Consider the following 12,580-nt stretch of genomic DNA (forward strand, 5'->3'; position numbering starts at 1 on the left):
ATTACAATAGCCATTCAACGGGTAATATTGACGCTAGTCTGACCAAAACCCGCTTCCAGAAACTGGTTGCGGGTTCTTTTTTAAGAATAATGTCTTCCTTCCCGTGACGATCGACCCAGTTAATCCGCCCCCAGCGATCCAAACGCAACTGCCAGGCCGCATCATACTGACTTTGAATAAAGCGTTTATCGATCAGTTGCGCCAGCGTTTCGCTCTCTATTACCAGGCCCATTTCAGTATTGAGCAATGTTGAACGCGGATCGAAATTGAATGATCCAATAAACACGGTTTTGCCATCGATACTGAAGGTTTTAGCATGCAGACTGGCACCGGAATTCCCGGTTATTCCACGGTCGTGCAGTGTACCTGGTTGTTCCCGCGTCGGCTTCAGTTCATAAAGTTCCACGCCATAACGGAGCAATTTTTTGCGCCAGCGTGCGTAGCCAGCATGCACCACCGCGACATCGTTGGCGGCAAGTGAATTGGTTAAGATCGCTATCTTTACCCCTTTTCTTACCATCCGTAACAGTTGCGCCACGCCTGCACGCGTCGGCACAAAATAGGAAGAGATAATGTCAATCCGCTCGCCGGGCGACCCCATGATATCGAACAGACGCTGCGGCAGAAGGGAATGGCGTTTTGCTTTGCCCTCACCTTTCGCGGGATCATCACTTAATAAACGCGTTTTTGCCCAAATAAGCGGTAACCTACCCTCAACGAGTTGATTCATAAAAGGGCTGGATTCCAGTTTACGCAAATAACGATGCGTGATGCTGTCATTGTGCCAGGATGCGGGTAGCTCAATACGATCAGCCATTTCACCTTCGGGCACATCCAGAACATGCTGCAAGGGTGAAACTGATTTGCAATACCAGTAGCGGGTGAAATCATCAGCGACGTCCTCAACAACCGGCCCCATTGCCATTACATCTAAATCAGAGAAAAGCGGTTCTTCTCCTGCACCAAAATATGCATCACCGATGTTTCTTCCTCCCACCAGCGTCACCACCCCATCGACGGTAAAACTCTTATTGTGCATACGTCGATTGAGACGGGAAAAATCGGTGATATAGCCAAGCGGGCGCAATAAGCGAAATGAGAAAGGATTGAAAAGTCGAACTTCAATCCGCGGGTGACTATCAAGCAAGCGTAAAATGTCATCAAGTCCGGGAGTGTTGTTGTCATCAAGCAACAAGCGAACGCGAACGCCACGCTTCGCGGCGGCTAACAGCGCAGAAAACAATAACCGCCCCGACATATCGTCCTGCCAGATGTAATACTGAACATCCAGCGTATGTTCCGCCATTTCTGCCAGACGATAACGTGCGGCAAACGCATCCAGACCTTTATCAAGGGGGAAAATGCCACACAGTCCTGGATGTTGCGAACACAAGGGCAACACCGCGCTCGCCAGCCGGGGCAAATCATTCATCTCCTTGTTGGGTAAGGAGTCTTTCGTAGAGATGGGCGTTTTCTTCATCATAACAGACAAAGTATACCTGCTCGGGTAAAGCGTGACGGGTAATAAATTCCGAAACGGTTTTTACTGCAATTTCAGCCGCTGCAGCGCGTGGATATCCATAAACACCTGTACTAATGGCGGGGAAAGCTACCGATGTATAACTGTTCGCCGCCACCAGTCGCAGACTATTGAGATAGGCATCCTGCAATAGCTGATCTTCATTTTGTTCTCCACCGCGCCACACGGGTCCAACGGTATGTACAACAGCTTTGGCGGGGAGATCGCCTGCAAGGGTAATTACGGCGTGTCCCGTAGGGCAATCGCCCTGTTGTTGTCTGACTTTTAAACAGGCATCCAGCAGTGCCGGACCGGCAGCGCGATGTATAGCGCCATCAACGCCGCCTCCCCCCATCAATGATGGATTTGCCGCATTAACAATCACATCAACGGCCAGTTTGGTAATATCGCCCTGTACAACATGAATACGCGATTTCATAACGCCTCCTTACACCATCTTGTTTCTTAAGTGTACAGCAGGGTTTTTAGAGAAATCGCATTTTTCTTGTCGACTTCGTGGACGAATCTGGACTCACTTATATTCGATACTCATTACCGCTAATGTTTTTTGTTCATTAAGGTACTGCATTTTTACTGAGGCGATTTGCAGATTTTTTTGTACTCCGCTCATAAATCCTTTACTGGAGTAGAGTTTGGTGTGAACAGGACCATTTTGCATACAGGTCATTTCAACATCTGCTTGTACGGCACTGACTTCGCAGGGGGGCTCAACAATTTCACCACGAAAGCTTATTATGCCGCCTTGCGCAGAGCTCCCTGCAGAGGCCATAAAAGGCAAAACCAGACTACTGAGCATAAGGGAGTTTAAAACCGGTCTGAACATTTTTATATTTCCTCAATGATTAATCATCCTTGAGGGGTGTAATCCATGCATTCAGGTTGGCTGACTCAAATCAGACCACGCTCTCCCGATTCATGTTATGCTCGTTATATCAAAGCATTAAGACTTTTCTGAAGAGGGCGGCCATTGTTGTGATAAATGTAGTGACTGTCCATCAGAAACAGTAACAACAATTTTCACCCGATCGTCCGGGGAAATATTCAAACTCAATTTCGTCAAGGCAATGGGTTGATTAGCGGGCAATGAGAGGGTCTTTTCTTGTTTAGTCTGGCTTTGGCCTGAACTGCCTTCACGCAGAGACAATATTTGCACCCGGCACAAGCAAGATTGCGTCAGGGTAACTTCTGGAATAATGGTGTATATGTCACCTTGCTGGGTCGTATTAAAGGTTATTTGACTGGAAAGCGCCGCAAGGAGTAATAACGCGTTCATACTTTTCTCCTGATAAAAGTCTCCCGAAAAAAAACAGGGCTTCCGCCCTGTTTTCTGTAATACGTTTTATATATTAGTACTGATGGGCTGTAGCATTGTTACCAAAGCCAACCTGAGTTACGTTGACGCTGGAGTTAGATGCAGTTTGGTCAACCGCTGCACCGTTGCCGCCACCGAACTGTTTAACAGTCATTTCAGAGTTTTTACCGTTCCACTGATCCAGTGTCGCGCTGTTACCAAAGCCACGTTGGGTCAGTTCGATGGTGCTGTCATCAGAACCTTGACCAACATCTGCGCCGTTACCGCCGCCATGCTGGGTAATGGACAGTTCAGAGTTTCTGGCATCAGCCTGCAAAGCAACCGCTGAGTTACCGCCACCGGATTGGTAAATATTCAGTTCTGAGTTCGGGCCGCTGTTATTATTGCCGCCACCACCGTGGTTACCGCCGCCACCGCCGTACTGAGGAATAGAACCTGCCAGAGCGCTACCGGAGAATACGATTGCTGCAATTGCTGCTACTTTTAAAAGTTTCATGTAAAACCCCCATCGGATTGATTTAAAAGTCGAATGGAAATTAACGCTGTGTTACGCGAATAGCCATTTGCGACTGTCTCTGCACTACAATTGCCGTTTTTTGAGTACCATGCTGCGTAATATTTGCTTTATTACCAGAACCTTTCTGGATAATCATTGCAGTATTACCATATGCGCCTTGCGAAATACTGGCATCGTTGGCATTGCCCGCCTGATCAATATATGCAAGGTTATAATCTCCTGTCTGGTCAATCTTTGCCCGGTTGCTATTACCATCTTGCGAAACAACCGACAAAAGTTTAGAGCCTCCCTGCCGTAACTGTGCACTATTATTAGCACCAGCTTGACCAATTATGGCTGCCTGATTAAATGAAGACTTACTCAATTCATTTACCGCAAAGTTATACTCTGAATTAGCTAAATCATAACCTGCTGCGGCTGCAATCCCAGGCGCACCCAGTACTGTTAACATCATAAATAACAATCTGTTTTTCATGTTGTCACCCTGGACCTGGTCGTACATTTAAGAAATTTAAATCATTTCAACTTGGTTGTTAACGCAAACCGTTTTTTGTTAACGCTGCGTTACGATGGAAAGTATGTCTGCGGAAATATTTTTAATAACTCACCCGCGCGTTGTATTTTTCTTTTTTTGCTCATGCCAAAGTATTAAATCTCGCGTAAATACGCTGTTATTTACGCAAAAATTATTTTGTTTACTTTTGAACCGTCGTTTTTTGACCGTAAAAATTCGACAAACTATCTCGCCTCATGGGTCGCGAAGATTCTGTCGATATGTTTTCCTGACAAGCCGTCACAAACATCGTCTTTTTGCAGCAAAAATTTGTCCATGGAGAGAACCTGAAAAAGCAGACAATTTTGGCGCAACAAAAGGACCAGGGATAAATAAACTTTATTAAATTAATCATATAGATACGCATATTTGTATGATTTTTCAAAATTGTGCAATAAAAGCCATATGTACAACTTTTCTATCATTACCAAACTTAATAATTCCTTAATGTTAACAAATTTAAATACGTGATTACATTTTGTTACACGTTTAACACTTGATTTAAGATTTGTAATGGCTAGATTGAAATCAGATGTAATCCATTAGTTTTATTTTTTACCCATTTAGGGTTGATTTATTACTACACACAGCAGTGCAACATCTGTCAGTACTTCTGGTGCCTTTATTGAATAAAGGCAGCTGTCAGGTGTGCGATTAATAAAAAGAGCGGGGTTTCATCATGTTTAATGAAGTCCATAGTATTCATGGTCATACATTACTGTTAATCACTAAACCTTCCTTGCAGGCGACTGCGTTATTGCAGCATTTAAAACAATCGCTGGCAATTACAGGAAAACTACATAACATTCAACGTTCTCTGGACGATATATCTTCTGGCTGCATTATTCTGTTGGATATGATGGAAGCAGATAAAAAACTCATCCATTACTGGCAGGATACATTAAGCAGAAAACACAACAACATCAAAACACTGTTGTTAAATACTCCAGACGATTACCCGTACCGCGACATTGAAAACTGGCCTCATATCAACGGTGTTTTTTACGCCCTGGAGGATCAAGAACGCGTCATCAATGGGTTGCAAGGCGTCTTACGCGGGGAATGCTACTTTACGCAAAAACTTGCCAGCTATCTGATTACACATTCAGGTAACTATCGTTATAACAGCACGGAATCTGCCCTCCTTACTCATAGGGAAAAAGAGATCCTTAATAAACTGCGTATCGGCGCCTCCAATAACGAGATTGCTCGTTCGCTGTTCATCAGCGAAAATACGGTTAAAACGCATCTTTATAATCTTTTCAAGAAGATAGCAGTCAAAAACCGGACTCAAGCAGTCTCATGGGCAAACGATAACCTCAGGCGATAAAGCCATGAAACGTTATTTATGCTGGATTGTAGCAGCGAATATTTTCTTCGCTGCGGGGAATGTTCACGCCGTAGAGGTAGAAGTACCGGGATTGTTAACTGACCATACTGTTTCATCCATTGGACATGATTTTTATCGTGCCTTTAGTGATAAATGGGAAAGCAGCTATACCGGGAACTTAACGATTAATGAAAGACCCAGTGCACGATGGGGAAGCTGGATAACTATAACGGTAAATCAGGACGTTATTTTCCAGACTTTTTTATTCCCATTGAAAAGAGACTTCGAGAAAACTGTTGTTTTTGCACTGGCACAAACTGAAGAAGCACTGAACCGTCGACAGATTAGTCAGGCTTTACTGAGTACGGGCGATTTAGCGCCTGATGAATTTTAAATTAAATTGTCCGGAGGCTGCAATGCGTGTCAAACATGCAGTAATTCTACTCATGCTAATTTCGCCAATAAGTTGGGCCGGGAATATGACCTTCCAGTTCCGCAATCCTAATTTTGGTGGCAACCCCAATAATGGCGCTTTTTTACTAAACAGCGCCCAGGCACAGAACTCGTATAAAGACCCAAGCTATGATGATGACTTTGGTATTGAAACGCCCTCGGCGTTAGATAACTTCACCCAAGCCATTCAGTCGCAAATATTAGGTGGGCTGCTGACTAATATTAATACAGGTCAACCAGGACGAATGGTGACTAACGAATATATCGTCGATATTGCCAACCGGGATGGTCAGCTGCAACTGAACGTAACCGATCGTAAAACGGGTCAAACGTCCACGATTCAGGTTTCGGGATTACAAAATAACTCAACCGATTTTTAAGCCCCAGCTTTGTAAGGAAAATAATATGCAGCGCTTATTTGTTTTGGTTGCAGTCATGTTGCTGAGTGGATGCTTAACAGCACCACCAAAAGAAGCCGCCAAGCCGACATTAATGCCTCGAGCTCAAAGCTACAAAGATTTAACCCATTTGCCTTCGCCAACGGGCAAAATCTTTGTCTCGGTATACAACATCCAGGATGAAACTGGACAATTTAAACCCTATCCAGCTAGTAACTTCTCCACCGCAGTTCCGCAAAGCGCGACCGCAATGCTGGTCACCGCCTTGAAAGATTCGCGTTGGTTTGTACCGCTGGAGCGTCAGGGCCTACAAAACTTACTGAACGAACGTAAGATTATTCGTGCGGCACAGGAAAATGGCACCGTTGCGCTCAATAACCGGATCCCGCTACAGTCGCTGACGGCAGCCAATATCATGGTTGAAGGGTCGATTATTGGTTATGAAAGTAACGTGAAGTCGGGCGGTGCAGGGGCAAGATATTTCGGTATTGGCGCCGATACACAGTACCAACTTGACCAAATCGCGGTGAACTTGCGTGTAGTTAATGTCAGCACCGGTGAAATCCTGTCATCAGTGAACACCAGTAAGACCATTCTTTCCTATGAAGTCCAGGCCGGCGTCTTCCGCTTTATCGACTACCAGCGGTTACTGGAAGGGGAAGTAGGATATACCTCGAACGAACCCGTTATGCTATGCCTGATGTCTGCGATTGAAACCGGTGTTATCTTCCTGATTAATGATGGTATCGACCGTGGTCTGTGGGATTTGCAGAATAAAGCAGATCTGCAGAATGACATTCTGGTGAAATACCGCCATCTGTCAGTACCGCCGGAATCCTGATTCATAAAAAACTGCACCTTAATCAGTTGGGTGTCCAACTTTTGGGGTGCAGTCCATATTAATCCGGCTTTTACGTATTCACTATAAAGCGTGATTCTCTCACGCTTTATTTTTTACTTGTTGCTCATGGTTAGCGGTCTTAGCACTGCGCGCTGCCAACCAGAGCCCACTGTTTTTCATCGCGTAACCAAACACCAGCCCAAGCGCCAGAGACGGCAATACCAGCTTCCAGTTCCCCTGCGCAGCAAACGTCGCACACGCACCGATAAATGTACCCGGAACAAATGACAGCAATAGCTGTTTGGCCTGAATACACATCAGGAAAGCGACAATGCCTGTCATGACGTAGCCAACTATTTCCAGATGGGGTGCCAGCGCACTACCGTAAATAATGACCATTGCCCACACCACACCGCTAAGCAGCGTTGCAGCTGAGATCGCCAACCCTTTCAGGCCTCCTTGTGGACAGGCAAAGTAGGCCGTGCAGCCAAGGAAACCAGCCCAGCTAAGTAAACCAAGGGAAACGGCCACCCATCCCCAGATACCGGAGAGAATGCCCGTTGTGATTGCAATAGAGAGAAGTATGTTCATGCCGCGAATGATAACAGAAAACGCGCCCATGAATGAGATCGAGCACACATTTTATGCAACGTAGAGTTTGATGTTGCATTCACTAGTGATCACGATCACACTTATTCTTCTTTTTCTTCCTCAAGTTCATCCCACATTGCGCCGATAGCATCGCGGGTCAGTGGTGCCATAGTGCGCCAGAACGGCGTGGTTGCATGGGCCTCAATTTTACCGAGAAATGCGCCACACCACGGCAACAGATACTCGCTGAACAACGTTTCCAGTGCTTCGCTTTCATCTTCCGTTGACTGATCTTCCAGCCAGGAAGCCGCGAGCAGTAACGTGCCGATGTGATCTGCTGGCGTATCTGCTAACGGCATCCCGCGTTCTGAAAGAAAAGCCCGCACTTCCGCTTCCGTCGCGCCCTCAACCCAGGCGCTGCGGTAAGGCGGTACTGCACTTTCATCGCCGATAAACAGCGCATTGTAATCGGCAGATACTTGCGCCATATCACAACTTTTCTGCAAGCGCGCCAGCAACTCATCCTGCTCCAGAGGCCAGCTCGCTGCCAATTTTCCCTCACGAATCAGGGTAAACAGCGGAACCAGTAAAGGGTCCTGCGGTTGGCGGTAATAAAGTGACCCCAGTACACGACACAGGATAGAAAACTCGTTCATTTATTTATTTCCATAAAGCAATTAAAGTTCAGCAAATTCCGCAATCGGCGCCATACCGCGGGATTCCAGGAAGTTGAGTAAACGGCGCGGTGAAACATTCAAAATGCGTTCTTCTGGAAAATCAACCGCGTCGAGAATTTTACGACACTCTTCAAATTCACCCATAGTAAACGCGGTATGCGAATCCGAGCCTAACGCCACCCAACCGCCAGCATCGCGCACCGCAGCGGCAACTGCACGGCAGTTATCTTCACTGCCTTTGCGCGAGTGTAAGAAGGACGAATTATTGATTTCCAGCGCGACCTGGTGTTTCGCGGCAGCTTCCGCAACTGCTTTAAAATCAATGGGATATTTCGGGTTGCCCGGATGGCTTATTATGTGCACATTGCCGCTGGCGATAGTCGCGATCATCGCTTGCGTATTGGTCGCTTCATCATGTGGCGCAAAAACCGGTTCATGAAAACCAGCAATGATTAAATCCAGTGACTCAAACATTTTGCCGCTACAGTCAATTTCGCCGTCAACATTTTTAATGTTGGCTTCAATGCCGCGCAGGATCCCTACCCCATCAACCACTCGTGGCCAAATACGCATATTAATGAAATGCCAGTGATGCGGCGCATCTTCCATATCCGGTCCATGATCGGTAATTGCAAAAAGCTTGATTCCCTTCTGTTTAGCCTGGGCAATGTAATCACTTAATGTGCTGTATGCATGCGTGCTGGCAACGGTATGCATATGAAGGTCGACGGGATACATAACTCTCTCCTGTATTCAATTCTTGCCAAGGATAGCAGGAATCCTGGCGCTTTATTAGTAGCCTCGAACTCGGTCGACTTGCCCGCTAACGGCCTCACCTCTTTCTAGCTGAGAAATGGTGCGCGAAATATACTCGACGGCTTCAACGGGGCGAGTAATAGCTGCCACATGTGGTGTTATTGTGACGCGTGGATGTTGCCAGAGCGGGCTTTCCGGCGGTAAGGGTTCACGATTAAAAACATCCAGCATTGCTCCTTTAATCTTGCCACTTTCCAGCGCCGCGAGCAGGTCACCTTCCACCACATGAACGCCACGCGCCAGATTGAGAAGATACGCGCCATCTGGTAATTGATTGAATAATTGTTGATTAATAATGCCGACCGTTTCGGGCGTATTCGGTAACAGATTAATCAGTACCCGGCATTGACTCAGAAATGCCTTCAGCTCTTCAATTCCAGCAAAGCTTTGTACATCTGGCCAGGATTTACGACTGCGGCTCCAGCAACGCAGCGGAAAGCGCCATGTTTGTAGACTCTGTGCGACTTTACTGCCCAACACGCCAGCGCCCAGGATGCCAATTGTAAAATCTTCCCGATGATATTCAGGCAGCGGTTGCCAGTGCGAAGCATTTTGCTGGATTCGATAATCGTCAAAACGTCGGAACCAATGTAGAACCTGGCTGACAGCATATTCCTGCATTTGCTCGCCCATACCGGTATCTTCCAGGCGGAAAAGCGGAATGGAGGGTTTAAGCATTTCAGGGTGTGCCTGTAGTTTACTCAATATAGAATCCACACCGGCACCTAGTGCAAACACAGCTTTAAGATCGCGTCCTGCCAGCATTTCAACTGGAGGATGCCAGACTAACGCATAATCCGCGCCCTGGTTATCTCCGTTTTTCCAGGCTCTAACCCTGGCATGAGGTATCGCTTTACTCAGTGCGTTAATCCACCATTTTGTGTCAAAGGTTGGGTGATAAAAGATGATATCCATATTGACTCCCGAAAAGAGTTGAGCGGAATTTATTCGCGCTTATTGTTATGATCTGCAAGGAACATCAGAATAGCAAATCTGCTGTCGGTGGCAAAAAAAGCAAAACTTGCATATTTAAGCCGCAGATTGATTGAAGTTTGAATAAACGCACTTTTTTTTAAAAAAGTTTGTTGACCCGAAGCGACTATTTCCCTACATTAGCGCCCGTTCCAGCAAGACAGGAACGACAATTTGGTGAGGTGTCCGAGTGGCTGAAGGAGCACGCCTGGAAAGTGTGTATACGGCAACGTATCCGGGGTTCGAATCCCCGCCTCACCGCCATATTTAAAGAAGAGCTCGTACGAAAGTACGGGCTTTTTTTTCGCATGTTGCACAGGCTGGCGGGGGTGAGAAGCCCGGACCCGGGTTCGACAACTGGCGACAGCCAGTTGGACAGACCGCGAACGCAGTGAACGGGCTGCCCGCAGGGCGAGCGAAGCGAGTCAATCCCCGCCTCACCGCCATATTTAAAGAAGAGCTCGTACGAAAGTGCGGGCTTTTTTTTCGCATGTTGCACAGACTGGCGGGGGTGAGAAGCCCGGACCCGGGTTCGACAACTGGCGACAGCCAGTTGAACAGACCGCGAACGCAGTGAGTGAGCTGCCCGCAAGGCGACGAGGAATTTCCCAACATAGTCTCCTGTTGCGTTCAGATAGGATGGGGTGAGCGATACCTTGTTTTGCAAAATCATTTTTGCATTAGATAATACCGAAATAATATTTATTATTTACCAAGGCAAAAGCTGAATATAAATGTACAAAGTGATTCAATTCTAACTATTGTGGGTAAATGGATGGGAGTATCCTTTAATAACAGACAGCATGACTATGCTCTTTCGAAGCGAGCACAAGACAAAAGAGTTTCCGATATCGCTTTAGGAACTCTTGATACAAAAGATCCTGATGCTGATACTCACCTGCTTCTTGTTGAAGCAAAATAAATCTTAACTCTTACGAAACAGGTTGGCATTCAGGCACTCCAGACTCGCATATGTTCATGATCTACAAGCAAAGACTCAAGATGTCATATCTGCGATGAATTCTACATATTCTAAAATGGAGGATAAAGCATGAACTTAACTGAAATTTCAAAAGAAATTGAAAAAATAAAATACCATATAAGTATCCTTGGTGACATAATCGATTACCATAATCATCCCGTGGAGTCATTAACTATTTCAATGGATTGGAATGAAAGAAACATTAATCGTACACATGATATATTTGAAAAATACGATGAAAAATTAAGCAACAATGAAAAATTAAAATGGTATGAATTTGAAAACGACTTAAAAGATGAACTCGATATTGAATACCAAATGGTAAAACAAGTTATTCTTGCTTTTTACAAAAACCATCAGTGGAGAGATGTTTGTTATCAATATGCGCTGAGTTTTGGCCCCAACATACCTGCCGAGTTTTACCAAATTATTCGCCACAATAACTGATTGTTTATCTGGTAGTAGGCTAAATCTATTACCAGATAAATGCATTTGTTCATAATCATTTATTTATCAACTAATCTAATGCACAAACTGATATGGAATTGATTGGGTGATGAGGCAGTAAATTATATACGATATTAATAATAACCTTGCACATATATTAATATCAATCAGTATAGTTTTCATAGTAAATAAATTTAAGGATAGATCCATGTATAATACAAAGCGGATTGCCTGGCGCGCATATAAAAAAGGGTATCATACAGGGGAGAGTATAAAATGGTTTTCATATTTTCACTCAATTCTTACTGGAGCCTGCTTTACCTTTTTCATTGGGCTTTTTAGTGTCCCCCCTGTCAATATCGTCAATAGTTTTCCGCTGTGGTGGGCTACGTTAGGTTTCGCAATATCAACATTACTGAACACAGGCTTCTCATTATTTTACTTACTCGCAAGTGACGAGAGGGAATTCATTTTTGAACTACACTCATATAGTAAAGTTGGTAATTTATTGATTATGACTTCATTAGCACTGCCAGTAATTTCATTTATCATGTTACTTTTTTATTACTCCACATATATTGGAATGATTATTCTATTTGTTACAGCCATCATTTTATTGATAATAAAAAGAATGTTTTCTGAGATAAAATCAACAAAGGATAAAATAGAAAAGAGAAAATTATGGTCAATTGAAAATGATAAGTTTGATGATTATGATACAATATGTGAACAATATGACTTTCCAATTTTCACACCAGAAGAACAAACCCAGAGAAACATTGAGTTTTATTTCATTATAAAAATATGTAAAATCATAAAAAATTTTCAAGACAGCAATCCTCAAATCGACAACATGGATAATATTGATTTTTTTAATAACGAATTGCTCAACATTATTCATGAAATGTATAACAGCAGAAATTTCCACCCCGGAAATTTATCAAAAAAAACAAAGGAGCTGATTTTATTAACCATGACAGAAAACAATGAATTGAATAAAGAGAAAATCGCAGAAGAGTTGACAAAACTGAATGAATATATTGAGAACAGACTTTATTATTTAAAATAGCTATCCTGCATTGTAACTAAACCGGCTATAGGTAGTTTCAGATAAAATTGTAGTCCGGGCATAAACATCAAAAACAAAGCCC

Annotated in this window: 16 protein-coding genes and 1 tRNA gene; 7 read left to right on the plus strand and 10 right to left on the minus strand. The window is 44.4% G+C overall.

The annotated features are described in order from the left end of the window. Position 1: 1 nt before the first annotated feature. The 6 genes from clsC to csgB all read right to left on the minus strand — a co-directional run bounded on the left by clsC (position 2) and on the right by csgB (position 3,844). On the minus strand, positions 2-1,483 hold the full coding sequence (clsC, locus tag D9742_RS04955) for a cardiolipin synthase ClsC (protein WP_130236179.1): 1,482 nt from the start codon (positions 1,481-1,483) through the stop codon (positions 2-4). Further along, positions 1,425-1,958, minus strand: a complete 534-nt coding sequence (gene ymdB, locus D9742_RS04960) for an O-acetyl-ADP-ribose deacetylase (protein ID WP_064528503.1) — start codon at positions 1,956-1,958, stop codon at positions 1,425-1,427. Before ymdB ends, clsC begins: the two co-directional genes overlap by 59 nt. Before the next feature lie 93 nt (positions 1,959-2,051). After that, complete coding sequence (locus D9742_RS04965) at positions 2,052-2,363, minus strand: type 1 fimbrial protein (RefSeq protein WP_130236180.1); 312 nt, start codon at positions 2,361-2,363, stop codon at positions 2,052-2,054. 117 nt (positions 2,364-2,480) lie between these two features. Further along, a complete protein-coding gene (csgC, locus tag D9742_RS04970; protein ID WP_130236181.1) occupies positions 2,481-2,813 on the minus strand; it encodes a curli assembly chaperone CsgC in 333 nt (110 codons plus the stop codon). A 73-nt stretch (positions 2,814-2,886) separates the two neighbouring features. Then, positions 2,887-3,348 carry a curli major subunit CsgA gene (gene csgA, locus D9742_RS04975; RefSeq protein ID WP_130236182.1) on the minus strand — a complete coding sequence of 154 codons (462 nt, stop codon included), beginning with the start codon at positions 3,346-3,348 and terminating at the stop codon, positions 2,887-2,889. Between the two features lie 40 nt (positions 3,349-3,388). Continuing rightward, positions 3,389-3,844, minus strand: coding sequence for a curli minor subunit CsgB (gene csgB, locus D9742_RS04980; protein WP_130236183.1), 456 nt, complete (start codon positions 3,842-3,844; stop codon positions 3,389-3,391). 757 nt (positions 3,845-4,601) lie between these two features. On the opposite strand from csgB, the gene csgD reads away from it, so the two are divergent. Genes csgD through csgG form a run of 4 tightly spaced genes read left to right on the plus strand, consistent with a single transcriptional unit; the run spans position 4,602 to position 6,944 of the window. Beyond that, a complete protein-coding gene (gene csgD / locus D9742_RS04985; protein ID WP_064528493.1) occupies positions 4,602-5,252 on the plus strand; it encodes a biofilm master transcriptional regulator CsgD in 651 nt (216 codons plus the stop codon). Between the two features lie 4 nt (positions 5,253-5,256). Further along, positions 5,257-5,646: a curli production assembly/transport protein CsgE gene (csgE, locus tag D9742_RS04990; RefSeq protein ID WP_130205465.1), complete on the plus strand. Its 390-nt coding sequence runs from the start codon at positions 5,257-5,259 to the stop codon at positions 5,644-5,646. Positions 5,647-5,668: 22 nt separating this feature from the next. Further along, positions 5,669-6,085, plus strand: coding sequence for a curli production assembly/transport protein CsgF (gene csgF / locus D9742_RS04995; RefSeq protein ID WP_064528489.1), 417 nt, complete (start codon positions 5,669-5,671; stop codon positions 6,083-6,085). Positions 6,086-6,110: 25 nt separating this feature from the next. After that, positions 6,111-6,944, plus strand: a complete 834-nt coding sequence (gene csgG / locus D9742_RS05000) for a curli production assembly/transport protein CsgG (protein WP_130205462.1) — start codon at positions 6,111-6,113, stop codon at positions 6,942-6,944. A gap of 99 nt (positions 6,945-7,043) precedes the next feature. Here csgG and D9742_RS05005 read toward each other — a convergent pair whose 3' ends face one another. From D9742_RS05005 to ghrA, 4 genes are all read right to left on the minus strand, one after another. Next, complete coding sequence (locus D9742_RS05005) at positions 7,044-7,535, minus strand: DUF1097 domain-containing protein (RefSeq protein WP_130205460.1); 492 nt, start codon at positions 7,533-7,535, stop codon at positions 7,044-7,046. Positions 7,536-7,636: 101 nt separating this feature from the next. Next, a complete protein-coding gene (gene ycdY, locus D9742_RS05010) occupies positions 7,637-8,191 on the minus strand; it encodes a molecular chaperone YcdY (RefSeq protein ID WP_064528484.1) in 555 nt (184 codons plus the stop codon). Between the two features lie 21 nt (positions 8,192-8,212). Next, positions 8,213-8,950, minus strand: a complete 738-nt coding sequence (gene ycdX, locus D9742_RS05015; protein ID WP_130236184.1) for a zinc-binding phosphatase — start codon at positions 8,948-8,950, stop codon at positions 8,213-8,215. 54 nt (positions 8,951-9,004) lie between these two features. Further along, positions 9,005-9,943, minus strand: coding sequence for a glyoxylate/hydroxypyruvate reductase GhrA (ghrA, locus tag D9742_RS05020; RefSeq protein ID WP_130236185.1), 939 nt, complete (start codon positions 9,941-9,943; stop codon positions 9,005-9,007). Positions 9,944-10,176: 233 nt separating this feature from the next. Between ghrA and D9742_RS05025 the strand changes: the two genes are divergently transcribed. The 3 genes from D9742_RS05025 (at position 10,177) to D9742_RS05035 (ending at position 12,498) form a co-directional block, all read left to right on the plus strand. Continuing rightward, positions 10,177-10,264, plus strand: a tRNA-Ser gene (locus tag D9742_RS05025). A 787-nt stretch (positions 10,265-11,051) separates the two neighbouring features. Further along, positions 11,052-11,429, plus strand: coding sequence for a hypothetical protein (locus D9742_RS05030; protein ID WP_130236186.1), 378 nt, complete (start codon positions 11,052-11,054; stop codon positions 11,427-11,429). A 208-nt stretch (positions 11,430-11,637) separates the two neighbouring features. Further along, complete coding sequence (locus D9742_RS05035) at positions 11,638-12,498, plus strand: hypothetical protein (protein ID WP_130236187.1); 861 nt, start codon at positions 11,638-11,640, stop codon at positions 12,496-12,498. Positions 12,499-12,580 lie beyond the last annotated feature (82 nt).

It is taken from the genome of Escherichia sp. E1V33, from assembly GCF_004211955.1.
Taxonomy (GTDB): domain Bacteria; phylum Pseudomonadota; class Gammaproteobacteria; order Enterobacterales; family Enterobacteriaceae; genus Escherichia.